The organism is Rhodococcus sp. CH91 (assembly GCF_022554085.1).
Taxonomy (GTDB): domain Bacteria; phylum Actinomycetota; class Actinomycetes; order Mycobacteriales; family Mycobacteriaceae; genus Rhodococcus.
In genome coordinates this window covers 45118-70314 of sequence record NZ_JAKFYR010000007.1, presented here as the reverse complement: position 1 = coordinate 70314, position 25197 = coordinate 45118, and the positions used below count along the sequence as shown (strand labels likewise).

Below are 25197 nucleotides of genomic sequence, written 5' to 3'. Positions count from 1 at the left end.
ACGGCTCGACACGGCACCGTCCGTGGGTCACGCCGCGCCGCCACGCGGCAGGAATGCCATGAGGAAATACACGATGAACAGCAAGACCATGATGGACAGATCGAGCCGTACCCCGCCGAGGTTGAGCGGGGGGATCAGCCGCCGCAGCAGCTTCACCGGCGGGTCGGTGACCGTGAAGATCGCTTCGAGCACGACGACGACGAAGCCCGACGGCTTCCACTCCCGCGCGAAGGTCCTGATGAACTCGACGATGATCCGTCCGATCAGCAGAAGCCAGAAGATGAACAGCAGGAACCACAGCACCTCGAAAACGGCCACCTTCCCACAATGCCCGAAGAAGACGGGCCTATCAAAACCGAAACGCCCGGCCTGCAGTGATCTGCATCATGGCCGGGCGTGTCGGGACAGTCGAGGGAGGGCGACGGAAGGACGGGCGTGACCGCCCGTCGACGCAGCGGATCGCCTACTGCTGGTTGTAGAAACCCGTCTCGGCGATACGCCGCCGCTCTTCGGCGGAGACATCGATATCCGCGGGCGAGAGCAGGAAGACCTTCGTGGCCACCTTGTCGAACGAACCCCGCAGCGCGAAGGCGAGACCTGCTGCGAAGTCCACCAGCCGCTTGGCGTCGGCGTTGCTCATCTCCACGAGGTCCATGATGACCGGGGTGCCGTCCCGGAAACGCTCACCGATGGTCCGTGCCTCGCTGTAGTCGCGCGGACGCAAGGTGGTGATCTTGGACAACGGTCCTCCCTCGTCGAACAGCGCCCCACGGCGCGGTTCGGGCCGTTCGAGCCGGCCCTCCACACCCAGGGCCGTCCGTCCCGCGACGCGGGCCGGGACCGGCGCCGGACGGGCGCTGCGGGCCGTGATGGGTTCGACCCGCGGGCGGGGCGCCGGGTCGTACCGGTCGAACTCGTCGTGCTCGAACTCACGGACCGGCTCCTCGCGGTGCGACGGTGCGTAGTCGTCGCGATGCGAGGGCGCGTAGCCCCCGTAGGGCGCGTCGCCGTACTCCCTCTCGCGGTCGCGTCGGCCACTCGCCGGATCGTCGAGGTATTCGTCCTCGTAATCCTCGAGCGGCACCATCCCGAAGTACGCCTTGAACTTGTGGAGTGTGCTCATCGATCGCCTTTCCCTCGCGCGGCGGTTGTCAATCAGGCTAACGGGCGATACCCCAAGACCGCCGTTCCGACACGCACGCACGTCGAACCCCACCGGATCGCGTGTTCTAGATCACCGGACATCCCCGCAGACAGTTCGACCGCGGCCGGATGGTCCCTCAGGAGCCGCGCGTGCACCTCGTGCAACCGCTCGAACGCACGGTCGGGTTCCCATCCGAGCGGCGGAACCCCCATCACGCCCCCGAGTTCGAGCACGTCGGACGCCGCGACCGCGTCCGCGAGGGCGGGCAGATCGTCGGCGACCGCACCACCCCGCTCGACGTCCCCGTCCAGACTGACCTGCAACAGGGCGCGCACGGGGGTGGTCCGCTCCCCCGCGTCGAGGGCCGCCCGCGTTCCCTTCTCGAAGGCCCGGGCGAGCCGGACGCTGTCCACGGAATGCACCGTGTGGGCCCAGCGAGCGATCGCGCGCGCCTTGTTGCGCTGCACGCGTCCGATCATGTGCCATTCGACCGGCTCCGTGACGGACTCCCGGAAGGACGCGATCTTCGCGCTCGCCTCCTGCTCGCGGGATTCACCGAAACGAGTGCACCCCAGCTCGTGGAGGAGAACGGCGTCCGAGGCGGGAAAGAACTTGGTGACCGTCAGCAAGGCGACCTCGGACGGATCCCGGCCGGCCGCGCGAGCGGCGTCGGCCAGCCGTTCGTGGACGGCGGCGAGGCGGTCGGCGAGTTCCCGGCGCCGGTGCGCCGAGGCGTCATCGCTCACGCCGTTCCCTCCTCGCCTTCGCCGACTCCGGCACCGCGGTCCACATCCTCGAGCCAGATCACGGATGCGAACCTGCCGGTGGGCGCCGAGCGCCGGTGACTGAACAGCGTCGTGTCCTCCACGGTGCACCGCGGATCCTCCGCAACGGCCGTCACGCCGTACTCGGCGAGCTGCCGGCGCAGACCCGCACGCAGGTCGAGACCGGGAGTACCGCGACTCGTGCGGGTGGCGCTTCCCGGAAGATGCCTCTCGACGTCGGCTCTCATGGCAGCAGGCACCTCGTAGTTGCGACCGCTCGCGGCCGGTCCGAGCAATGCGCCGATGCGGCCGGGGCGTGCCCCGAGCTCGACCATGGCATCGAGGACGCGCGGCAGGATCCCGATGCGCGCACCCACCCGGCCGGCGTGCGCTGCGGCGATCACGCCGGCCGTCTCGTCGGCCAGCAGGATCGACACGCAGTCGGCGCTGAGGGTCGCGAGCGCGAGTCCGACCTCCCGGGTGACCAGTGCATCGGTGGCGGGCACGGGCCCGTCCACCGGTCCGTCCACGACGGTGACGTTGCGGCTGTGGATCTGTTCCATCCAGACGAAGCGCTCGGGCGGAAGCCCGACGGCCGACGCGAGCCGGCGACGATTGGCGGTGACGGCCGCAGGGTCGTCACCGACGTGATCGGCGAGATTGAAGCTGTCGTAGGGAGGAGCGGACACGCCGCCGGATCGTGTGGTCACGACCCGGCGGGCGCGCAGCAGTCGTTGCGGAGCGGTCAACGGCGCATGAAGATCGGCACGTCGACGTCGTCGTCACCGTCGTCGTCGATGTCCGCGCTGCGGGGTGCGCTGGTGTTGCCCGCCCCCACGGGGGGCTGTCCGGCGGGGGCCGGCGCAGGCTCGCGCACCGGATTCGATTCGGCGCTCTCACGCTCGGGGCGACCGAGATCGCCTGCGCGTCCGACCCCGATCGTGCCGGGGCGACCGGCCGGTTGCTGCTGCTGGTGCTGTTGCTGCTGTTGCTGCTGCTGTTGCTGGCCGGACTGCTGCTGGCCCACGTCGACGGGACGGCGCGCCGGGGTCCCCCCTTCGAAGCCGGCCGCGATGACAGTGACGCGGACCTCGTCTCCGAGCGAGTCGTCGATGACGGTGCCGAAGATGATGTTCGCGTCGATGTGCGCTGCTTCCTGGACCAGCGAGGCGGCTTCGTTGATCTCGAACAGGCCGAGATCCGATCCGCCCGCGATGGAGAGCAGGACGCCCCGTGCACCTTCCATCGACGCTTCGAGCAGCGGCGAGTTGATCGCCGCTTCGGCGGCCTTGATGGCCCGGCCCTCACCTCGCGACGAGCCGATGCCCATCAACGCCGAGCCGGCACCCGACATCACGCCCTTGACGTCGGCGAAGTCGACGTTGATCAGGCCCGGAGTCGTGATCAGGTCGGTGATGCCCTGCACACCGTTGAGGAGCACCTCGTCGGCGGAACGGAAGGCGTCCATGAGGCTCACGGCGGCGTCGCCGAGCTGCAGGAGCCGGTCGTTCGGGATGACGATGAGCGTGTCGCAGGATTCGCGCAGCGTCTGGATACCGGTGTCGGCCTGGCCGCCGCGGCGCTTGCCCTCGAACGAGAACGGCCGGGTGACGACGCCGACGGTGAGCGCGCCGAGCTTGCGGGCGATGCTCGCCACGACGGGAGCGCCGCCGGTACCGGTTCCACCGCCCTCGCCGGCCGTCACGAAGACCATGTCGGCGCCCTTGAGCACTTCCTCGATCTCGTCCTTGTGGTCTTCGGCGGCCTTGCGGCCGACCTCCGGGTCTGCGCCGGCGCCGAGTCCGCGGGTCAGTTCCCGTCCGACATCGAGCTTGACGTCGGCGTCCGACATGAGCAGTGCCTGCGCGTCGGTGTTGACGGCAATGAACTCGACTCCTTTGAGTCCCTGCTCGATCATGCGGTTGACCGCGTTCACGCCGCCACCGCCGATACCGACGACCTTGATTACGGCGAGGTAGTTGTGCGGGGGCGTCATGTGCTCTCGCCTTCCTGAAGTTCCGGGTGGTGCATGGCTCCGGGTGATGCTGGGTCTGGGTCACGCTGGATGTCGGTCACGTCTGTCCGTCATGGTGACGATCCTCGCGGGTGTCGACTCTCCACCAACCCTCAACCACAGCTTGAAGGTTATGTCAAGTAGTCGACTGCCCGAGACGCTATGGCACGGGTGCAGGGATTAGCCAGCAGACGCGCCGAACACGCCGCACGAATTTCACCGACTCGCTCACCTCACCGTCGGCAGGTCGGGGCTCGCGACGTCGAATCGCTGCCCCGGCTGTGTCAGGAGCGGACCGATCACCGCGGCCTTGCGCTCGGAACGATCGATCCCGCCCCACACCACGACCCGCCCGTCGGTGAGAACGAGAGCGATATCGGACTCGGAGGACGCCTCGATCGACTCGACCTGGACCCGCAGATCCGGCGGCAGCGAATCGAGCACCTGCACGGCAGCCCGGGTTGCGGGATCACCCGTGCCCGGCGAGGGCGTCACCAGCCGCGGAGTGAACATCGGTGGAGGTTCGACCGCGAAGTCCACCCCCTCCCTGTCCACCGAATGGGTGCCCTCGGGCGATTCGAAGAAGACCACTGCCTGCCGCTCGGTGACCGTGACGCGCAGGGTCGACGGATACACCCGCTGTACCCGCACCGAAGCCGCACGCGGGATGGTCGCGACCCGTTGGGCCGCCACCGCCGTGTCCACCTGCAGCAGCGGCGTGCCCTCGGCGACGTCGAGAGCGGTGACCACGTCCTCGTGGGTGACGACATCGATCCCGGTCACCTCGATCGTCCGGACCGACAGCAGCGGTGAGAACCAGGCGACCGCGATCGCGCCGAGCAGCACCGCGACCACACCCGCCCCGACGAACACGGTCCTCAACCGCACCGACCGGCCGAACGGCCGGCGGGCAGCGCGTTCACGTTCACGACGCGCCCGCGAGGGCCGTCCACGGCGCTCGCGCGAGGATACCGAGGTGGGTGTCACGGGCCCGTCGACTCCGATCCGGCACCGCCGCCGGCACGGAAACCGCCCGGATCCGGCGCGGAGGGGGACGGGCGGAAGCGGCCCGGCTTGCTGTGCAGCGCATCGAGGATCTGCCGGCCCAGCATCGTCACGTCCCCGGCACCCATGGTGATCACGACATCGCCGGGCCTGGTCAGACGCGCGACCTGGCGGGGAACCGCGGACAGGTTCGGCTGGTAGTGCACGGGTTTGGTCACCGCACGGGCGACCAGCGCTCCGCTCACCCCCGGGATCGGCTCCTCCCGGGCGCCGTAGACGTCGAGCACCACCACTTCGTCGGCGAGGTCGAGCGCCGCTCCGAACTCGGTCGCGAACGCCTCGGTCCGCGAATAGAGGTGCGGCTGGAACACCACGATCACCCGGGGTCGTTCGGTGCCGGTCTCGGTGTAGCGCAGGGGCTCGCCGGCGACGAGTTCCGCGGCAGCCGCCAGCACCGCCCGAACCTCGGTGGGATGGTGGGCGTAGTCGTCGAAGACGCGCACGCCGTACTCACGGCCGGTGTACTGGAAGCGGCGGTGTACACCACCGAAACCGGCCAGGCCCTCGAGCGCCTCGTCGACCTGCGCCCCGGCCTCGAGCGCCGCGAGCAGGGCGGCGAGAGCGTTCAGCGCCATGTGGCGCCCGGGGACCGACAGCCGCACCGTCCGCGGGGAATCCTCCCCTGCCAGGTGGAACTCGGCGACACCCCCGACGTCCTTGGCTTCCCAGCGCAGCAGCCTCACTCCGACGGGAACGCCTCGGTGGTCCCCCTCGGTCCCGAGGACGTCGGCGGTGCCGTAGCCCTGGACCCGCAGGTCGTCTCGCCCGAGCGCGACGACACGTTCGGCGAGGGCGGCAGAACCCGGATCGTCGAGACACACCACGAGCAGGCCCCCGGATGCGATCCGGGCGACGAACTCGTCGAAGACCGCGGTGTACGCCTCCGGTGTCCCGAAATAGTCCAGATGGTCGGCCTCGATGTTGGTGACGATGACGGTGTTCGGGTCGTACTGCAGCAGCGACCCGTCGCTCTCGTCCGCTTCGGCGACGAACACGTCGCCGCTTCCGTGATGAGCGTTGGTGCCCGATTCGTTCAGTTCACCGCCCACCGCGAAGGACGGATCGAAGCCGCAGTGCTGCAGGGCGACGACGAGCATCGACGTCGTCGAGGTCTTGCCGTGGGTGCCCGAGACCAGGAACGTGCGGTTCCCGCGCATCAGGGATGCGAGGACCGTGGGGCGCAGCAGGATCGGGATCCCCCGCTCCCGCGCGGCGACCAGTTCGGGATTGTCCTGCGGAATCGCCGCGAACGTCGTGACCAGGGCGGTGGGGCCACCGTCGAGCAGGTCGAGGGCCTCTGCGGAGTGCCCGATGCGGACCTGCGCACCCCGCGCCCGCAAGGCGAGCACACCTCGGCTCTCCTTGGCGTCGGAACCCGACACCTGCCCCCCGCGTGCCAGCAGGATCCGGGCGATGCCCGACATCCCGGCTCCGCCGATACCGACCATGTGCACCCGCTCGAGTTCGGCGGGCAACTGCGCACTCATCGTTCACTCCTGTTCGGTTCCACTCCGGCAACCTCGAGCACTATGCGTGCCATCTCGTCCGCCGCGCTCCGGTGTCCGGCGGAGGCGGCGTGGCGGCCCATCTCCGCGAGCCGCTGCCGGTCTCCGAGCAGCGACACGACCTCGGTCGCGACGTAATCCGAGGTCAGGGCGGCATCCGCGACGAGGATGCCACCCCCTGCCTCGACGACCGGGCGGGCGTTGAGTTCCTGTTCGCCGTTCCCGTGCGGGAGGGGTACGTACACCGCGGGAAGTCCCACCGCGGACACCTCCGCGACCGTCATCGCGCCGGATCGGCACACCGCGGCGTCGGCCGCCGAGTAGGCGAGATCCATCCGTTCGAGGTAGGGCACGGTGACATAGGGAGCGCGCGCATGCCCGGGGTGCACAGGGACGTCCACGGTGTTCTTCGGTCCGTGGGCGTGCAACACGGCGATACCGGCGTCCGCGAGCGCGGCGGAGGCTCCGGAAACCGCCTCGTTGAGTGAACGTGCCCCTTGCGAGCCGCCGAACACGAGCAGGACGGGCACGTCGTCGGGCAGGCCGAAATGCCGCCTCGCCTCCGCGCGCAACGAGGCCCGGTCGAGCCCGGTGATCGACGACCGGACCGGGATCCCCACGATCCCGGCGTCACCGCGGCGCACGATTCCCGATCCCGGAACCGCAGCGAGCACCCTTTCCGCCCGGAGGGCGCCGATCCGATTGGCGAGACCCGCACTCGCATTGGCCTCGTGGACGACGGCCGGGATGCGTCGGCGTCGGCGAAACGGACCGGACCCGGCCGCGAGGTAGGCGGGCAACGCCACATATCCCCCGAAACCGACGACCACATCCGCCTCGACCTCGTCGAGGATCTGCCGAGTGCGGCGCACCGAAGCGACGATCCTGCCCGGAAGCTTCAGCAGATCCACCGTCGGCTTGCGGGGCAGCGGCACGGGCGGGATGAGTTCGAGGGGGTAGCCGCGGCGCGGCACCAGGTTCGTCTCCAGTCCGCGCTCGGTGCCGAGCGCGGTGATCCGCGCGTCCGGCACGAGGGCCCGGACGGCGTCGGCCACCGCGAGCGCCGGTTCGATGTGTCCGGCAGTGCCGCCTCCGGCCACCACCACCGACAGTGCCGGCCTCTCCCCACTCACCTGCGATTCCCTCGCTCTCCGCTTCGTCCGTTCGCTCCGCGTCTCGCGCGGTTCGTCTGTTGCCGGCCCCGTCCCGGGTCCTGCGCGGGCTGCGCGCGTCGTGCCCTGCCCGCTCCCTTCCGGGGCTGGTTCCGGCCCTCCGCCGGCCGCCCTGCCCGGGTCGCGCCGCGCTGTTCGGGCGGGGCCGGGGGCCGCCGGCGGCGCGCCGTCGTACGGCCCGCTCGATAAGGTTCCGGCTTGCGCAGCCGCAGCAGTCGCGCGAACCGGCCGTCCTGGCCGGCGTGCAGCGCGGCGATCGCCTCGGGTTCGTGCCGGGCCGCGTTGGCGATGAGGCCGAACATGAGCAGTGTGGTCGCGGTGGACGTGCCACCGGCCGACACGAGCGGCAACTGCAGACCGGTCACCGGAAGCAGTCCCACGACGTAGCCGATGTTGATGAGCGCCTGCCCGATGATCCACGTCGTCGCGGTCGCGGTGAACAACCGCAGGAAGGGATCGACCGAACGCATCGCGATCCGCAGCCCGACGTAGGCGAACAGTCCGAACAAACCGATGACCGCGACGCCGCCGAGGAAGCCGAGCTCCTCACCGATGATCGCGAAGATGAAGTCGTTGTGCGCATTGGGCAGATAGCTCCATTTGGCCCGGCTCTGACCGAGCCCGCGACCCCACAGGCCACCGTCCGCGAGCGAGAACTTCGCCTGTCGCGCCTGATAACCGGCTCCCTGTGGGTCGTCACCCGGGTTGAAGAAGGCCCGCACACGCTCGGAGCGGTAACCGGCCGTCAGTGCCAGGACCACGGCGAGGGAGACCGCTGTGCCGACGATCCCGAGGAACACCTTCAGCGGTAGACCTGCGAACCACAACAGGGCGAGCACGATGATCACGATCGAGACCGTCGTGCCGAGGTCCGGCTGCAGCACGATCAGGCCGGTCACCAGCAGCGCGGCCGGGACGAGCGGGATCAGCATCTCCCGCAGGGTCGAATTCTCGCCGCGCCGGGAGGCGAGCAGATGGGCACCCCACACCGCGAGTGTGATCTTGGCGATCTCGGCCGGCTGCAACGACACCCCGGCGATGACGAACCAGCCCCGGGTGCCCTGCGACACGGTGCCGATACCGGGAATGAGCACCAGGACCAGCAGCACCACGGAGAAGGCGAAGGCAGGGAAGGCGAATCGCCGGAGCAGACGGATCGGGATCTGCAACGCGATGTAGAAGATCACCATGCCGAGTACGGCGAAGATCACCTGAGAGGTGAACAATCCGTACGCCGACCCGGCGGTGGCCACCGCACCGACGCTCGACGAGGACAGCACCATGACCAGACCGAGCACGGTGAGCAGCACAGCGATGGTCACGACGAGGTGGAAGGACGCGAGCGGCCGCGCCATCCACGCGCCGAACCGGCCGCGCACTCCCGCCACCGGATCGTCGGAGGTCGCCCCTGCCCGAGAGGTCACCGCGGCGTCCCGCCCCCGCGGAGTTCCTCGACCGCCGACGCGAAACTGCGTCCGCGTTCCGCGTAGTCGGCGAACATGTCCAGCGACGCGGCGGCGGGCGCGAGCAGCACCGTCTCCCCCGGTGAGGCGAGGGCAGCGGCCTCGCGGACGGCCCGGCGCATCGCGGCCGGACCGTCGGCACCCGGCTCGGCGATCCGCCGTACCTTCTCGGCCGTGGTCGCGCTCGTCCCCTCGGCATCGGTCATCGCTTCATCGTCGCGCGTGTCCACCAGGACCACCGGGACCTCGGGGGCGTGTCGCGCGAGTGCCTGCGCGATCTCGCCCGCATCCCGGCCCAGCAGGACGGCCCCGGACAGGCGCGGAGCCACCTCCGCCACCAGGTCGTCCACGCGGGCGCCCTTGAGCAGTCCGCCCGCGATCCACACCGCACGGTCGCAGGCCAGCAGCGAACTGCGTGCCGCGTGCGGGTTGGTCGCCTTCGAATCGTCGATGTACCGGACACCGTCCACCTGCCCGACCGGCGCGGCGCGATGCGGACCGACCCGATGCCGGCGCAGACCGTCGTGCACGGCCGATTCCGGGACGTCGACGGCCCGGGCGAGCGCGGCCGCCGCCAGTGCGTCGGACAGACCGGCCGGCCCCGGTGGGGTGACATCGTCGACGTGGGCGAGCACCGCGGAATCCGCGAACGCCCGATCGACGAGTAACTCACCGCTGATCCCGAGTTCGCCTTCCTTCGGGTATCCCAGCGTGAACCCGACGGTGAACACCGCCCGGGAACGGTCGCGCAGGCTCCCGGCGATCGGGTCGTCGAGACCGAGTACACCCACCGCACCGGTGAGGGCACCGAGCTTGGCTTCGACGTAGTTCTCGATGCCGCCGTGCCAGTCCAGGTGATCCTCGGCGATGTTGAGCACGACACCGGCATCCGGGCGCACGGACGGCGCCCAGTGCAGCTGGAAGGACGACAGTTCCACCGCGAGCACGTCGGCGCGCGGGTCGTCGCGGCGCAGGGCGTCCAGTACGGGAAGTCCGATGTTGCCGCAGGCGACACTGTTTCGACCGGCAGCTTCGAGGATCGCGTGCAGCATCATGGTCGTGGTGGTCTTGCCGTTGGTTCCGGTGACCACGAGCCATCGCCGGGACGGTCCGTAGATCTCGGCGCGGTCGATCCGCCACGACAGTTCGATGTCGCCCCAGATCGGCACCGCGGCACCGGCCGCGCGCGAGAGCAGCGGCGCGCCGGGCGGGAAACCGGGGCTCGTGACCACGAGGGCGTAGTCGCGCAGCGCCGCCGCGTCGTCGACGAGCTCGTCGAGGTCCACCGTCCGCGCACCGAACGCCGCGCACTCGGCCAGGGCGCGCTCGTTACGGTCCGTGACGGTGACCTCGGCGCCGAGGTCGGTGAGGGGCCGGATCGTCGCGCGACCCGAAACCCCCGCACCGGCGACCAGCACCCGCCGGCCCCTGAGCCACTCCACTCCGTTCACCATGTCAGTCCCCGATCGCCGCGAGGTACTCGCTGTAGAACAGGGCCAGCCCGATCGCCGATGCGATGGCGGCGAGCAACCAGAACCGGATGATCACCGTGGTTTCGGCCCAGCCGCCGAGTTCGAAGTGATGATGGAAGGGCGCCATCCTGAACACCCGCCGGCGGCTCGACCGGAAGACCGCCACCTGGATGACCACCGAGGCGGCCTCCGCGACGAAGAGCGCGCCGATGACGACCATGAGCAGCTCGGTGCGGGTCGTGACGGACAGACCGGCGAGCATGCCGCCGAGGGCGAGCGACCCGGTGTCACCCATGAAGATCTTGGCCGGGGCGGCGTTCCACCACAGGAAACCGATACAGGCGGCGGCACCGGCAGCGCACAGCAACGCGAGGTCGAGCGGGTCGCGGACGTCGTAACAACCGGCGGTCGGCTCCACCGCGCAGGCATTGCGGTACTGCCAGAAGGTGATGATGACGTAGGCGCCGAGCACCAGGGCCATCGACCCTGCGGCGAGACCGTCGAGGCCGTCGGTGAGGTTCACCGCATTGGACCACGCGCTGACCAGCAGGTAGACGAACAGGATGAACACGACGGAGCCCATCGAGACCGTCGCGATGTCGCGCACGTAGGACAGATCGGTGCTGGCCGGGGTCAGGCCGTCCGCGTTGCGGAACTGCAAGGCGAGGATGCCGAACGCCACCGCGACGACGAGCTGACCGACGAGTTTGGCGGTCTTGTTCAGTCCCAGATTGCGCTGTTTACGGATCTTGATGAAGTCGTCGAGGAAACCGACACCACCGAGCGCCGTCGTCAGTCCCAGCACCAGCAGGCCCGATGCGGTGGGCCCCTCCGCGTCGTAGCCCATCCCGATGAGATGCGAGCCCCAGTAACCGGCCCACAGGCCCGCCAGGATCGCGACGCCACCCATGGTGGGGGTACCGCGCTTCGACTGGTGACTCTGGGGACCCTCGACGCGGATCTCCTGGCCGAAGCCCTGCCTCGAGAACATCTTGATGAGGACAGGGGTGAGCAGGATCGATACTGCGAGAGCGATACCCGCCGCGAACAGGATCTGTCTCACCGGGCGTCCTCCGTCCTCGCGACACCGTCGGTGTTCCCGGGATCATCCGCGAGGACGGCTTCGGCGACCGTCCACAGCCGCACCGCCTGTGATGCCTTCACCAGCACGATGTCACCCGGTTCCAGTTCCTGTCGTAGCAACGCGATCGCGGCGTCGGCGTCCGGTACATGGCTTGCTTCCTCACCCCAGGATCCTTCCATCACTGCGCCCTGGAACAGACCCCGGACCGGGCGCGTGGCGCCGACCGCGATGATGCGGGTGACGTCCAGGCGGACGGCGAGCCGGCCGATGGCGTCGTGCGCGACGACGCTGTCGTCGCCGAGTTCGGCCATCTCCCCCAGCACCGCGAAGGTGCGGCGGCGCACCGGGCCGGAACGCGCCATCGTCACCAACGCTTTCACGGCGGCGCGCATGGAGTCGGGATTCGCGTTGTAGGCGTCGTCGATGACGGTCACCCCGTCCGAGCGTGTCTGCACCGCCATGCGATGTGCGGACACCGGCCCGGCCGTCGCGAGGGCGTCGGCGGCCTGCTCGGGCGTCGCGCCGCATTCGACCGCCACCGCGATAGCGGACAGCGCATTGCCGACCTGGTGCTCGCCGTGCACGGCGAGACGCACGGGCACGCGATGCTCACGGCCGTCCACGCGGGCCACGGCCGTGAAGGAGGCGCGCGCCCGGTCGTCGAGCCGTAGATCCTCGGCGCGGTAGTCCGATTGCGGCGCAGTGCCGACGTTCACGATGCGGGCGGTGGTGCGCGACGCCATCGCCGCCACGAGCGTGTCGTCGGCGTTGAGGATCGCCACACCACCCCCGGCCGCAGCCGGAAGGGCTTCGACGAGCTCGCCCTTGGTGCGCGCGATGACCTCCTGGGAACCGAACTCCCCGATGTGGGCGGTGCCGACATTGAGCACCACACCGATCCGGGGCGGAGCGATACGGGCCAGAGCGGCGATGTGGCCGGGACCGCGTGCCGACATCTCGAGGACGAGGAAACGGGTGGTCTCCGTCGCCCGGAGCGCCGTCCAGGGGTGGCCGAGTTCGTTGTTGAAGGAGCCGGGCGGGGCCACTACCTCACCCAGCGGTGAGAGCACGGCTGCGATCATGTCCTTCGTCGAGGTCTTCCCGGCCGAACCGGTGACACCGACCACCGTCAGACCCGCCTCCGTGAGCGTGTCCACGACGTATCGGGCGAGCTTCGCGAGAGCGGCGAGTACAGCCGCCCCGGCGCCGTCCCTGTCGTGTTCGAGCGCGAGGGCGTTGGTCTGCGCGGGCGGAATCGGCGGAACCACGATCGCGGGCACACCCACCGGTCGCGCGGCGAGTACCGCCGTCGCCCCTGCGGACACCGCCGCAGCGGCATGGTCGTGCCCGTCCGAGCGCGCACCGGGCAGCGCCAGGAACAGGCCACCGGGACCGATCCGCCGCGAGTCGAACTCGACGGACCCGGTCACCTCGGCCGAGGGATCGTCGACGTCGTGCAGGGTGCCCCCGACGACCTCCGCGATCCGAGCCAGTGTCATCGGGATCATGCATTGCCTCCGTGATACGAACCGTCCGCAGCGGGCGGATGGTGACCGTCGGGTCCTGCGGTCCGGTACTTGTCGAGTGTTGCGGCGAGGACCTCGCGGTCGTCGAAGGGATGCTTGACCCCTTCGATCTCCTGGCCGGTCTCGTGGCCCTTGCCGGCGACGAGGACCACGTCGCCCGGGTGCGCCCAGGCCACCGCGGCGTCGATCGCGGCCGCGCGGTCGGCGATCTCGAGTATCTCGCCGCGCTCGGTCCGGGGCACGCCGTGCGCGCCGTCGAGAACGGCCGCGCGGATCGCGGCGGGGTTCTCGGTTCGGGGGTTGTCGTCGGTCACCACCACGAGGTCGGCGCCCCGCGCCGCGACCTCTCCCATGATCGGGCGCTTCGTCCGGTCGCGATCGCCCCCGGCGCCGACGACCACCGCGACACGTCCGTCGGTCGCGGCGCGCAGGGTGCCGATGACGGCCTCGAGCGCTGCGGGCTTGTGTGCGTAGTCGACGACCGCGAGGAAGTCCTGCCCGCGATCGACACGCTCGACCCGGCCGGGCACCGCGACGTCGGCGATACCGCGGATCGCGGCGTCGACGTCCGCACCCACCGCAGCGCAGATCGCGACGGCGAGGGCAGCATTGGTGACGTTGTAGCGGCCCGGCAGAGCGACCGTGGCCCGATGGACACCGCCGTCCGGATCGGCCAGGGAGAACTCCTGGACGCCTGCGCGGCCCGGGGTTTCGTCGACGACGGTCCAGTCGGCTCCGCTCGCACCCGTGGCCACCGTCCGGACGTCCGCGGCGTCGCGTCCGGCGCGGGCGACGTCCGCCATGCGGTGTCCCCACGCGTCGTCGGTGCACACCACGGCACGTCGTGCGCGGATCGGTGAATCCGCGGCGAAGAGCCTGGCCTTCGCGGCGAAGTAGTCGTCGAAATCCTTGTGGAAGTCGAGATGGTCCTGGGAGAGATTGGTGAACGCCCCGATCGCGAAGTCGGTGGCGTCGACGCGGCCGAGCGCGAGAGCGTGGCTCGAGACCTCCATCACGACCGTGTCGACACCCTGTTCGCGCATCGTCGCGAACAGCGCGTGCAGTTGCGGCGCCTCGGGGGTGGTGAGAGTGCTCGGCAGGCGGATGCCGTCGATCCGGGTCTCCACGGTGCCGACGAGGCCGACCACCCGGCCCGCCGCGACGAGACCGGCCTCGACGAGATAGGACGTCGTGGTCTTACCGGACGTGCCCGTGATCCCGATGACCTGCATGCTCCTCGACGGGTGTCCGTAGACCGTCGCGGACGCCGCTCCCAGGACGGCTCGGGGATCGGGGTGGACGAGCACCGCGACCGGCGCGGACGCCTCCTCGGCCACGAGATCGCGTCCGGCCGCGTCCGTCAGGACGGCGACCGCTCCGCGTTCGAGCGCGGTGCCGACGTAGGAGGCGCCGTGGGTGCGTGCACCGGGCAGCGCCGCGAAGACGTCGCCCGGCCGGATCCCCTGCGCACGCAGATCGATCCCTGTGACCGCCGTCCGCTCGGGCTCTCCGGACCCGGTGGCGTCCCCACCCACGATCTCGACGTGTGCCCCGATGGCGTCGGCGAGGACCGCGATCTGCGTCATCGGTGGGTGCTCGGGTCTACGCCCCTCCTCCGGAGTGGGCGCATCCGGACTCGATGGCACAGGCACCAGTTTCCTCTCGCTTCGCTGCAGCTCGCACGCTGCATGCACTCCAACGGGTCTACAGGGTTCGTTGCCCCGCGCCGGACACGGGACGGCGACCGCCGTGTCACGTTACCGACGTGCCAGGGTACCGAGACGAGGCGGTCGCGTCGTCAGTCGACCTGCAGGATCAATTTGCTCTCCGGCTCCGCCGACAACGGCACACCGTCACGCTGCAGCAACCACGACGCGATCGTGCGGAACAGCGGCGCCGCCGACTGTCCGCCGCTCCCATCCGAACTGCGGGTCGGGGCGTCGAGCATGATGCCGATGACGTACTGCGGATCGTCCGAGGGCGCGATGCCGGCGAATGTGATCCAGTAGTCGGAGTTCGAATAGCACTTGCAGTTCTGGTCGATCTGCTGGGCCGTGCCCGTCTTGCCCGATATGCGATAGCCCTCGATCGCCGCTCCCGACCCGGTGCCCTGCTGGTTGCCCGTGTCCGCCTGCACGACCGAGCGGAACATATCGCGGACGGTCGCGGCGGTCTGGGGGCTCACCACCCGCACCGGATCCGGTCGGGGTGTCTCGGTACGGCTGCCGTCGGGACCGATCGTCGCACGCACGATGCGCGGCGGGACACGTTCACCGTCGTTGGCGATCGCCTGATAGATCGCGGTCATCTGCAGCAGGGTCATCGACAGGCCTTGCCCGATCGGCAGGTTCGCGAAGGTGCCGCCGGACCACTGCTCGCGGCTCGGCATCAGGCCGGCCGATTCGCCGGGCAGCCCTACGTCGGTGCGCTGTCCGAGACCGAAGAGCCTCAGCATCTCGGCGAAACGGTCCTCGCCGATCCGCTCCGCGAGCATCAACGTCCCCACGTTCGACGACTTCCCGAAGACTCCGGTCGTGGTGTACGGCACCACCCCGTGATCCCAGGCGTCCTTGACGGTCGCGCCGGCCATGGTGATCGTGCCGGGGACCTGCAGGACCTCGTCGGGGGTGGTCAGGCCGTCCTCGATCGCCGCGGCCGCGGTGATGATCTTGTTCACCGATCCCGGTTCGAAAGGTGAACTGACGGCGCGATTGCCCTGCTCGGCGTCGGGCGGATTGTTCGCGACACCGATCGACGGATCGAAGGTGTTGTCGTTGGACATGGCGAGCACTTCGCCGGTCTGCGCGTCGAGCACCACCGCAGAGGCGTTCTTCGCCCCGGACAGATCCTTGGCGCGCTGCACTTCCTGCTGGACGTGATACTGCAGGTCGTTGTCGATGGTGAGTTCCACAGAGGAACCGTCGACGGCCGGTTGCCGGTCGCGCCAGCTACCGGGGATCACGGCGCCGTCGGAACCGCGGTCGTAGGTGGACGAGCCGTCGGTGCCCGCGAGGACGGCGTCCATGGACGCCTCGAGGCCGATCAGACCGTGGCCGTCCCAGCCGGTCGCGCCGACGATGTTGGCCGCGAGCGACCCGCCCGGATACAAGCGGATGTCCTGGCGTTCGGTTCCGACCTTGTCGTACTCGTCGACGATCTCCGCCGCCACCCCCGGATCGACACCGCGCGCGAGGTACACGAAGGTCTCGTCGCTCTCGAGCAGCTCGAGCACGTCTTTTTCGGGCGCCGCGGAACCGAGCGCCTCGTGAACTGCCGCCGCGACACCCTCGAGATATTCCGAGACCTCCGGGCGGGAGGGATCCTTCGCGCGCTCCTCCTCGAGTTCCTTGCGCACCCGCACCGGCTGGAAGGTCAGGGCCTTCGCCTCCATCGTGTACGCGAGCGGATTGCCGTTGCGATCGGCGATGGTGCCGCGCGTGGCAGGTTCGACGAGCCGGGTGGTGCGCTGGCTCGCCGCTTCCGCCGACAGGCTGGGGGCCTGCACGAGCTGAACCGACAGCAGCTGTGCCACCGCCACGCCCAGCGCGCCGAACATTCCGATGCGGCCCCACTTGTTCCGGAAGGTGAAAGCGGTCGTGTCGCGCTGTTTCCGGCTGCGCGCTGCAGGCAAACGCGGACGCCCGCCGCGCGTCGCAGGGGAAGGACGTCTCTGCGGTGCCCGGCGGGGGGTGGAGCGGTTGTTCACCGAAGCCCGCCCTCGGAATCCGTCGGCACAGCTTCGACAGGTGCTTCCGGCGCCACGTCGCGGGGCGCTTCGGGTTGCGGCAGTTCGCTCACGGGTACCGATTGTCCCGCGCCGGGAGCCGCAGGTACCGCACCCTCGGCATCCGGCGTGCCGCCGTCGGCGGGGCTCGCCGCGGGCGGCGCCTGCTCGACGGGCCGGCCTTCGGCCGGCGGGGCCGCTCTACGGTCGGCATCGGCGCGCGGCGTCGGTTCCTCGCTCACACCCCCGAGAGGCCGCGGAGTCTCCACTCCGGCACTGCCGGCGAGCGGCGTCTGGACACGAGCGTCCTCCCGGACCGGCGGGTCGAGCGGAGCCGGCGGAGCACCCTGGGCAGGAACGGGATCACCCACGACCTGAACCGCTCCGTCCGGGCCGACCACGATGCGGGCGACCTGCCCGGTGGGAATCATCCCGAGTTCCGCCGCCGCGACCGCCAGCGCGGGAGCCGACTCGGCCGTGGCGACATCCCGCTGCAGGACCGCTCGCTTCTGGGCGAGCTCCTCGTTGAGGGCGCGTGCCTCGCTCAGCTGATAGGAATCCTCCGTCGCACGGGTGGTCAGCAGCAGGGTGACGGCCATGCCGACCCCGAGCAGCGCGATGATCGTGGCGACGAACGGGATCCGGGTACGAACACGTCCGGCACCCGTCGTGCGTCCCCTCGTCTCGGCCGGATCGACACCCAGTTGGGCGGACCTCCGGGAACGGCGCTGGTAGGCGCGTTGTGCTGCGGTCGATCGCCCCGACTGTCGGCGCTGCGGGGGTGCCACCTGTACGGTCATCGGTTACCTCCTGGCGATTCGTTCTGCAGCACGCAGGCGGACAGGCGCCGAACGTGGATTTGCCTCGATCTCGTCTTCGGTGGCACGCTCCGCGCCGCGGGTGAGAATGCGCAGTTCCGGACCCATTCCGGGCAGCTCGACCGGTAACCCTTCGGGACTGCGGGACTTCGCCCGCGGAGTCAGCTCCTGCTTGACGACCTTGTCCTCGAGCGACTGGTAGGACATGAAGGCGATCCGGCCGCCGACCGCCAACGCATCGAGAGCGGCAGGGATCGCGGCCCGCAGCGAGTCCAGCTCGGCGTTGACCTCCACGCGCAGCGCCTGGAAGGTGCGCTTGGCCGGGTGGCCGCCGGTCCGCCGGGTGGCGGCCGGAATCGTCCGGTAGAGCAGTTCGACGAGTTCCCCGCTGGTGCGGAACGGCGTCTTGGCGCGGGTCCGTACGATCTCGGAGGCGATCTTGCCCGCGAAACGCTCCTCGCCGTACGTGCTGAGGATGCGAGCGAGGTCGCCGTGACCGTAGGTGTTGAGCACGTCGGCCGCAGTGATGCCGGTGGTGGGGTCCATCCGCATGTCCAGCGGAGCGTCCTTGGAATAGGCGAAGCCGCGCTCGGCCTCGTCGAGCTGCATCGACGAGACGCCCAGATCGAAGAGGATCGCGTGGACGGAGCCGGACCGCCCGAGCCCGACGCTGTCGAGGGCTCCGGCGATGCCGTCGTACCGGGTGTGCACGAAGTCCGCCCGGTCGGAGAACCGCGCGAGGCGAGACTTCGCGATCGCCAGCGCATCGGGGTCGCGATCGAGCCCGACGAGCCTCAGCCCGGGATAGATCGTGAGGAAGTGTTCGGAGTGCCCGCCGAGCCCGAGGGTCGCGTCGACGTACACCGCTCCCTCACCGCCCGGTCCGGCCTTCTCGATCGCGGGCCCGAGGATCTCGACGGCCCGGTCGAGCATGACGGGCACGTGGCCGAAGCCCCCCGGGGAGTCTGCGTCGGCACCCGTCACCGCTCCGGCGTCCGGGGCCGCCTCGTCCTCGCCGTCCACCATGTGTCCTCCGGAATCCTGCTCGGGCCGCTTACGGTCTGTGGGGTACTCGTCGGGATGGACGGCGGTGTCGGGTCGTGTCTATCTCTCGCTCCGTGTCGATCTCGTGGGCTCCGGCCCTCCGCATCGACATCGCGGCCTTCACCCCTCCTGTCGATACGGAAGACGGCGAATGCCTCGAGGTCTCTGTCCGAGTCCGAAGAGACCTGACGCCGGGGAAGTGCGTCAGGGCCCTTCGGCCCGTACCTGGCGCTGGGGAAGTGCGTCAGGGCCGGAATATCGGGCAGAGGCCTCGCGGCACTCGCCGCGCAGCCTGGGTCGTGGTTACAAAATGTCGCGCAGTGCTTCGTCTCTCGCTTCCGAGAAGTCCTCTTCGTGCTCGGCGAGGTAGGTCTCCCACGCCGTCGCGTCCCAGATCTCGAGGTACCGGACCGAACCGATCACCACGCAGTCCTTGGTGAGTCCGGCGTATCTGCGATGCGCCGCCGACAGCGTGATCCGGCCTTGAGAGTCGGGTCGCTGTTCTTCGGTACCGGAGGCGAGACTGCGCAGGAAGGCCCGCGCTTGCGGGTTGCTACGCGAGGCACTCGCAGCACGTTCGGCCAGGGCGGCGAACTCGTCGCGAGGGAACACGGTGAGGCTGTGATCCTGCCCCTTCGTGATCATCAACCCTCCCGCCAGCTCGTCTCGGTACTTCGCCGGCAGCGTGAGCCGGCCCTTGTCGTCCAGCTTGGGCGTATAGGTACCGAGGAACACTCGGCGCCTCCCCCTGCCGGACGAATGCTTTCCGCGGCAGGACACCTCGTCCCGCCGCGCCCCACATTACCCCACTTTCCCCCACCGGAAACGGAATACCGTTCACCGGACGCGCGTGTTGCACCCGCATCCCCTGCTCAGAGCGGGTGGGGGCAGATGGGGACACACCCGCGCCGGCGGAGGCGCGTCCGGTTCCCCTCGAGGAAGACGGGCCGGCGTGACCGTCACTGCCCGCCGAGCGCCGACGACGAGCGGCGCGGACGACGCGAACCGACCCGCGGTGGGGCGCAGCGGGAAGACGGTGTGGGGCGCAGTGGGGAGAGCCGGGCGTCGCCCTCTCCGAACACGACGACGGCGCGACCCGTGTGGGTCGCGCCGTCGTCGATGTACCTGATCGGTCGAGGAGATCACTCCTGTTCGAAGCGCCTCCGGAACCGCTCTTCCATCCGGTGGGAGAAGCCACCCCGGGAGGATTTCCTCCCCCCCGCGGGAACCTCGGCCGGCCTTTCCGGAACTGCCGGAAGCTGCGGCGGGGGTCGCCGGCCGACGGCCGACGAGAAGCAGCAGAACACCGGCAGCGAACATCACGAGAAACCCGAGCAGACTGATGATCGGGAAGCCGCCTGGCTTGAGCGGCAGGGCAACGCCGGCAATGAGCAGCGTCAGGCCCAATACGAACAAGGCGCCGGCCTGTAGCCGGCGCCGGTTCGACGCCATCCCCAACCGGCTGCCACGCACGGTCGAGGCGAACTTGGGATCCTCAGCATAGAGCGCGCTCTCGATCTGGTCGAGCATGCGCTGCTCGTGCTCGGAGAGTGGCACGGTACCTCCCCCGGCACTAAACGGTGGCCACCGGATCCGTGGGGCGAATCCGGCGGGGGGCCGTCCGTACGGCCGCCTGAGTCAATAATACGAGCAGAAACCGCTGCGGACCACAAACTCCATCCGGGAGTTCCTTCCCCCCGCCGTGGAGACGCCCGATTTCCGGGATGAAAGTCATCCCCCGACACCGACTTCGGTCTCTGCGTCCGCGTGGAGATAGCCCTCCACGTCGTGGAGGAAGTGCCCCACTTCGTCGTAGAACGATCCGGCTTCCTCTACTCCGACCGCGCGCACGACCCCGGCCTCGATCGCGGCGCGTGTCGCGGAGCGGTCGGCGAAATAGTCTGCCCAGACCGCGAAGGAATCATCGGCGCGCGCCATGAGAGCCCATGCGTTGCGGGTGACGGGCCTGCGCACGACACCCGATCGCATCTCCGCAGCGGCGACCACCGCACCGGCTCCACGCAGCGCCGCCAGATAGGCGAGGCGGAACCGCTCGGCCGGATTGTCGGCACCGGCAGCACCGGAGAGCAGGTCGTCGGCCTTACGCAACAGCGTGACTCCCCGGGCGGACGTGGGCCGGTCCATGCATGCCGACGGCCCCGGCACGGGAGACGTTCGACGCGGCCCTCGACTCGCGACGTGACCGTTGGCCATGCTCACGCACCTCCTCAGCGTGGTCGCACCACTCCTGTACGAGCGGTATCCGGTGACCCTCCCGCCGAAACACCGAGGAACGGAGATCACTTCCTCGAGTAGGCCCCGACACTGGCGCCGGGCGGGATGCCCCAGGGTGATCCGGGGATGTTCGCTTCCCTCGAACATCCCCGGAGCACCGAGATCGAACATGCGTTCGACGTATTCAATATAGCTGGACCCACCGACAACCCGTCAAGAGAAAGCGGCCACGCCATCCCGAACGATCAGCGAGACCCGAGAACCTCCGCCACATCGCGAGCCACCCGAACGAGTCACGCATGAGCACCGAACCCCACCGCGGCCCCGCAATCCTCACCGAACTGTCTCCCGCCGACTTCCGTGCACGACTGCCCGAACTGCTCGCCGTCTACGTCGCGGCGATGCGATATCCCCGCGGTACCGAGTACCACCGGGCACCGATGTGGTCGGAGCATTCCGCGCGGTCGGGCTGGCAGGCCTTCGCCGCGAGTCTCCCCGAGGACCCCGACACGGTCGTCGGCGTCGCCTACGGCTACCGCGGAGACTCCCGCCAATGGTGGAACCAGCAGGTGCGCACCGGGATGCGCCACTCGGGCCGGTCCCCCGAGGCGATCGACCGGATCCTCGCCGACTACTTCGAACTCACCGAACTGCACGTCCGCCCCGACATGCAGGGCCGTGGCATCGGAGAACTGCTCCTGCACGCCCTGCTGCGCGATCGCACCGAAGCGGCGGTGCTGCTGTCGACACCGGAAGTCGCGGGTGAGGACAATCGGGCGTGGCGGCTGTACCGTCGTTTCGGTTTCCAGGACATCGTCCGCCGGTTCGTCTTCACCGGAGACGCCCGCCCGTTCGCGGTCCTCGGCAGGAGGCTGCCACTCGAACCGGACCTCCTTCCGCACAGCCCCGGTACGAACGACGACCCGGACGGAAGTGGTGCGCCATGAATCCCACGCTCGATGTCGCGGTGGTCGGATCGGGCCACAACGCCCTGGTCTCGGCCTGCTATCTCGCCCGCGAGGGGTGGTCCGTGGAGGTGTTCGAGCGCGACACCGTACCCGGCGGAGCGGTCTCCACCGTCGAGCGTTTTCCGGGATACGCCGTCGACCGCGGGTCGTCGGCCCATCTCATGGTCCGCCATTCCGGGATCGTCGAGGAACTCGACCTCGCCGCCCACGGACTGCGCTATGTCGACTGCGACCCGTGGGCCTACGCGCCGCCCCCGGCCGACACCGACCGCCCGGGCATCGTCTTCCACCGCGACCTCGACCGGACCTGCGCATCGATCGAACTCGCCTGCGGCGGCCGGGAAGCCGAGGCGTACCGCCGCTTCGTCCGCGACTGGGGTCCTCGCAGCGCGGCGGTGATGAAATCCTTCACCCGTCCCCCGACCGGACGGCACCTGCTGTCCTCGTTCTGGGGCCTCGACGCCGGCGACGGCGGAAGCGTGCTGTCCCGGCAGTTCCTCACCACCGGTGACAGCCTGCTCGACGAGTACTTCGACGACGAACCGCTCAAGGCCGCCCTGGCGTGGTTCGGCGCGCAGTCCGGACCGCCCATGTCCGAGCCCGGCACCGCGCCGATGGTCGGCTTCGCAGCCCTCATGCACACCCTTCCCCCGGGCCGTGCCATCGGCGGCAGCGGGGCGCTCAGCCAGGCACTGATATCGCGGTTGACGTCCGACGGCGGCGAGCTGACCTGCGGTGATGCCGTCACGGAGATCCGGCGGAGCGGCGACGCCTGGACCGTCCGCACCGCGGCGGGACGGTCGGTGCGGGCCCGCACCGTCGTCGCAGGATGCCATGTCCTCACCACACTGGATCTGCTCGAGCGCGGTGGCTACGACCGCGACCGCCTCGACCGCTGGCGCCGCAGCGTACGGGTGGGCCCGGGCATCGGCATGGTCCTGCGACTCGGCACCGACGAGCTGCCCCGCTATCGCGGCGGCGACGAGCCCGAACTGACGACGACCGGCCTGCAACTGCTCGTCGACGACCGCGCCCAGCTCCGCGCGGCGCACGGGGCCGCGATGGCGGGGGAACTGCCTCCGCAGCCCGCCGTGCTCGCGATGAGCTTCTCGGCGCTGGATCCGAGCATCGCCCCTGCCGGCCGTCATCAGATCACTCTGTGGTCCCAATGGCATCCCTATCGCCTCAGCGGCGGGCGCAGCTGGGGGGATCTCGCCGAGTCGGAAGCCGATCGCATCCTCGCGGAGATGGAGGCACGGTCCCCCGGTTTCGTCTCCACCGTTCGCCACCGCCACGTGCAGACTCCGGCGGACATCGAGAGCGAGCTGGGGTTGATCGGCGGAAACGTGATGCACGTCGAGATGTCGCTCGACCAGATGTTCCTCTGGCGGCCACTGCCGGAGCTGGCGGGCTATCGGGTGCCGGACGCGCCCGGCCTCTATCTCACCGGTGCCTCCACACATCCCGGCGGTGGCGTCTCCGGCGCGGCCGGCCGCAACGCCGCGCGAGCCGTCCTCGCCGACGCGAAGGGCAGTATCCTCGACCGGGTGAAGGGCTGGATGTCGCGATGACCGGCACCTCCGTGCCCGTGTCGACGCGATGGCGAACGATCCTTCCCGTCGTCCCGGCCGTGGGCGCGGTCCTCGCCCAGATCGCCTATCCCCTCGCCCAGGGCGACGCTCGCGACCTCGCGACCGTCGGCGTCGTCACGCTGCTCACGACCGCCTGCCTGATCCACGCGGCCCTCAACCGCGGTGTCACCTTCGCCGTCGTCCTGTTCATGAGCTCGGCCGGCATCGGATATCTGTCCGAGGTGGTCGGCACGATGACGGGATATCCCTACGGCTGCTACAGCTACGTCACCGACCGGCTCGGACCGGCTGCTTTCGACGTACCGCTGGTCGTACCGCTGGCCTGGTCGGCGGGCCTGTATCCCGTCTGGTGTGTGGCCTCCCGTCTCGTGCGCAGCGGCCCAGGCCGGGTCGGAGCAGTGACCGTGGGCATGCTCGGATGGGATCTCTACCTGGACCCCCAGATGGTCGCCGACGGTCACTGGTCGTGGTGCAACGGCGGCGGACTGCCCGGAATCGAGCACATCCCGCTCACCAACTACGCGGGCTGGCTCCTCGTCGCCGCACTCATGGCGACCGTGCTCGTCCTGGTCGATTCACGGTCGGGCCGTACAGGGACCCCACGGAACGACGGCGTTCCCCTGGCACTGTTCCTGTGGACCTGGCTCGGCTCGGCCCTGGCCCACAGCGTCTTCCTCGACGCACCCGAACTTCGCTATTCCGCCGTCTACGGGTTCGTCGTGATGGGCGTACTCGGCGTGCCGCTGCTGGTCTCGCTCGTCCGTTCCCGCGCCGCCGGGGCCGACGCGCGACTCGCCGCGACCGGCGCGGAGAACCTGCGAGGATGACCGGGCCTGGCACCATGTTCTCCGTGCAGCCGACCACCCATTCCCTCCGCCGTCGTGTCCTCGCGGCCGTGGGGCTCGTGCTCCTCGCCGTCCCCTTCCTCACCGGGTGCCTGCGGGTGCAGGCCACGATGGGGATCTCCTCCGACGACCGTGTCTCGGGCCAGATCGTCGCCGCGACCATCCCGGCCGACGAGAACGATCCCGGTCCGGAGCTCACGGCGCCCTCCGCGCTCGCGAGCAAAGTGCGGGTCCAGGACTACGCGCAGGACGGCTACGTCGGCAGCCAGGTCTTCTTCAACGACCTCACCTTCGGCGACGTCCAGCAGCTCGCGACGATGTCGGACCAGAGCGCGGGCATGTTCCAGCTCAACCTCCAGCGTTCCGGAGATCTCGTCGCCCTGAACGGCCGGGTGGATCTCGAGTCCGCGCCGACCCAGGGCACGGACGTGCAGTTCACGATCGCCTTCCCGGCCCGTGTCGCGACGACCAACGGCACGCGCGAGTCCGATTCGATCGTGACGTGGAAGCTCCCGGCCGGCGAGGTCAGCACCCTCCGGGCGGAAGTGCGCTATTCGGATCCCAACACTCGCGGCTTCGCGGGCTGGGCCGGGATCATGGCCGGAGGCGCTCTCGGAGTCACGCTGATCATCGCAGGCGCGGCCTGGTTCACCCGTAATCCCGCACCCCGGCATCCTTCGGCGGATGCGCCCCGAGAGTCCGTGTCGGACAGGACTCCGTCCTGAAGCGCGAACCGCTCGGGCATTCGTGTCCCACCCGGCG

22 protein-coding genes and 1 pseudogene are annotated in these 25197 nt (G+C 69.8%); 4 read left to right on the top strand and 19 right to left on the bottom strand.

From position 1 onward, the window contains the following. Positions 1-27: 27 nt before the first annotated feature. The 19 genes and pseudogenes from MOM01_RS14800 to MOM01_RS14710 form a co-directional block, all read right to left on the bottom strand. Positions 28-318: a YggT family protein gene (locus tag MOM01_RS14800; protein ID WP_006554132.1), complete on the bottom strand. Its 291-nt coding sequence runs from the start codon at positions 316-318 to the stop codon at positions 28-30. Positions 319-463: 145 nt separating this feature from the next. Continuing rightward, positions 464-1123 (bottom strand): cell division protein SepF, encoded by a 660-nt coding sequence (locus tag MOM01_RS14795; RefSeq protein WP_241386181.1) that lies wholly within the window; start codon positions 1121-1123, stop codon positions 464-466. Between the two features lie 32 nt (positions 1124-1155). Next, positions 1156-1890: a YggS family pyridoxal phosphate-dependent enzyme gene (locus tag MOM01_RS14790; RefSeq protein WP_241386180.1), complete on the bottom strand. Its 735-nt coding sequence runs from the start codon at positions 1888-1890 to the stop codon at positions 1156-1158. Beyond that, the gene (pgeF, locus tag MOM01_RS14785) at positions 1887-2657 is read right to left on the bottom strand and encodes a peptidoglycan editing factor PgeF (RefSeq protein WP_241386179.1); all 771 of its coding nucleotides are present in this window, start codon (positions 2655-2657) and stop codon (positions 1887-1889) included. Before pgeF ends, MOM01_RS14790 begins: the two co-directional genes overlap by 4 nt. Next, positions 2654-3904 (bottom strand): cell division protein FtsZ, encoded by a 1251-nt coding sequence (gene ftsZ / locus MOM01_RS14780; protein WP_241386178.1) that lies wholly within the window; start codon positions 3902-3904, stop codon positions 2654-2656. Before ftsZ ends, pgeF begins: the two co-directional genes overlap by 4 nt. Before the next feature lie 246 nt (positions 3905-4150). Beyond that, complete coding sequence (locus MOM01_RS14775) at positions 4151-4810, bottom strand: cell division protein FtsQ/DivIB (RefSeq protein WP_241386358.1); 660 nt, start codon at positions 4808-4810, stop codon at positions 4151-4153. 95 nt (positions 4811-4905) lie between these two features. Continuing rightward, positions 4906-6474, bottom strand: coding sequence for a UDP-N-acetylmuramate--L-alanine ligase (murC, locus tag MOM01_RS14770; protein ID WP_241386177.1), 1569 nt, complete (start codon positions 6472-6474; stop codon positions 4906-4908). Then, positions 6471-7625 (bottom strand): undecaprenyldiphospho-muramoylpentapeptide beta-N-acetylglucosaminyltransferase, encoded by a 1155-nt coding sequence (gene murG, locus MOM01_RS14765; protein ID WP_241386176.1) that lies wholly within the window; start codon positions 7623-7625, stop codon positions 6471-6473. The genes murC and murG overlap by 4 nt, the downstream gene beginning before the upstream one ends. Then, entirely contained in the window at positions 7622-9019 is a 1398-nt protein-coding gene (gene ftsW, locus MOM01_RS14760; RefSeq protein WP_241386357.1) for a putative lipid II flippase FtsW, read from the bottom strand. The genes murG and ftsW overlap by 4 nt, the downstream gene beginning before the upstream one ends. A 65-nt stretch (positions 9020-9084) precedes the next feature. Further along, on the bottom strand, positions 9085-10581 hold the full coding sequence (murD, locus tag MOM01_RS14755; protein WP_241386175.1) for a UDP-N-acetylmuramoyl-L-alanine--D-glutamate ligase: 1497 nt from the start codon (positions 10579-10581) through the stop codon (positions 9085-9087). 1 nt (position 10582) lies between these two features. Further along, complete coding sequence (gene mraY, locus MOM01_RS14750; protein ID WP_241386174.1) at positions 10583-11662, bottom strand: phospho-N-acetylmuramoyl-pentapeptide-transferase; 1080 nt, start codon at positions 11660-11662, stop codon at positions 10583-10585. Beyond that, complete coding sequence (locus MOM01_RS14745) at positions 11659-13191, bottom strand: UDP-N-acetylmuramoyl-tripeptide--D-alanyl-D-alanine ligase (RefSeq protein ID WP_241386173.1); 1533 nt, start codon at positions 13189-13191, stop codon at positions 11659-11661. Before MOM01_RS14745 ends, mraY begins: the two co-directional genes overlap by 4 nt. Continuing rightward, a complete protein-coding gene (locus tag MOM01_RS14740) occupies positions 13188-14795 on the bottom strand; it encodes a UDP-N-acetylmuramoyl-L-alanyl-D-glutamate--2,6-diaminopimelate ligase (RefSeq protein WP_241386172.1) in 1608 nt (535 codons plus the stop codon). Before MOM01_RS14740 ends, MOM01_RS14745 begins: the two co-directional genes overlap by 4 nt. Before the next feature lie 212 nt (positions 14796-15007). Next, complete coding sequence (locus MOM01_RS14735; RefSeq protein ID WP_241386171.1) at positions 15008-16840, bottom strand: peptidoglycan D,D-transpeptidase FtsI family protein; 1833 nt, start codon at positions 16838-16840, stop codon at positions 15008-15010. A 71-nt stretch (positions 16841-16911) separates the two neighbouring features. Next, the gene (locus tag MOM01_RS14730; protein ID WP_241386170.1) at positions 16912-17733 is read right to left on the bottom strand and encodes a hypothetical protein; all 822 of its coding nucleotides are present in this window, start codon (positions 17731-17733) and stop codon (positions 16912-16914) included. Positions 17734-17736: 3 nt separating this feature from the next. Beyond that, complete coding sequence (rsmH, locus tag MOM01_RS14725) at positions 17737-18777, bottom strand: 16S rRNA (cytosine(1402)-N(4))-methyltransferase RsmH (protein ID WP_277609750.1); 1041 nt, start codon at positions 18775-18777, stop codon at positions 17737-17739. A 321-nt stretch (positions 18778-19098) separates the two neighbouring features. Then, positions 19099-19530: a division/cell wall cluster transcriptional repressor MraZ gene (gene mraZ / locus MOM01_RS14720; RefSeq protein ID WP_241386169.1), complete on the bottom strand. Its 432-nt coding sequence runs from the start codon at positions 19528-19530 to the stop codon at positions 19099-19101. Between the two features lie 407 nt (positions 19531-19937). Then, a pseudogene (locus MOM01_RS23140) lies at positions 19938-20352 on the bottom strand (DUF3040 domain-containing protein). A 174-nt stretch (positions 20353-20526) separates the two neighbouring features. Beyond that, positions 20527-21009, bottom strand: a complete 483-nt coding sequence (locus MOM01_RS14710; RefSeq protein WP_241386355.1) for an SAV_6107 family HEPN domain-containing protein — start codon at positions 21007-21009, stop codon at positions 20527-20529. Between the two features lie 320 nt (positions 21010-21329). Between MOM01_RS14710 and MOM01_RS14705 the strand changes: the two genes are divergently transcribed. Genes MOM01_RS14705 through MOM01_RS14690 form a run of 4 tightly spaced genes read left to right on the top strand, consistent with a single transcriptional unit; the run spans position 21330 to position 25160 of the window. Then, positions 21330-21977 (top strand): GNAT family N-acetyltransferase, encoded by a 648-nt coding sequence (locus MOM01_RS14705; protein WP_241386167.1) that lies wholly within the window; start codon positions 21330-21332, stop codon positions 21975-21977. Beyond that, positions 21974-23569 (top strand): phytoene desaturase family protein, encoded by a 1596-nt coding sequence (locus MOM01_RS14700; RefSeq protein ID WP_241386166.1) that lies wholly within the window; start codon positions 21974-21976, stop codon positions 23567-23569. The genes MOM01_RS14705 and MOM01_RS14700 overlap by 4 nt, the downstream gene beginning before the upstream one ends. Then, positions 23566-24417, top strand: a complete 852-nt coding sequence (locus MOM01_RS14695; protein ID WP_241386165.1) for a carotenoid biosynthesis protein — start codon at positions 23566-23568, stop codon at positions 24415-24417. Before MOM01_RS14700 ends, MOM01_RS14695 begins: the two co-directional genes overlap by 4 nt. Further along, entirely contained in the window at positions 24414-25160 is a 747-nt protein-coding gene (locus tag MOM01_RS14690) for an LppM family (lipo)protein (protein ID WP_241386164.1), read from the top strand. The genes MOM01_RS14695 and MOM01_RS14690 overlap by 4 nt, the downstream gene beginning before the upstream one ends. The last annotated feature ends 37 nt before the right edge of the window (positions 25161-25197 follow it).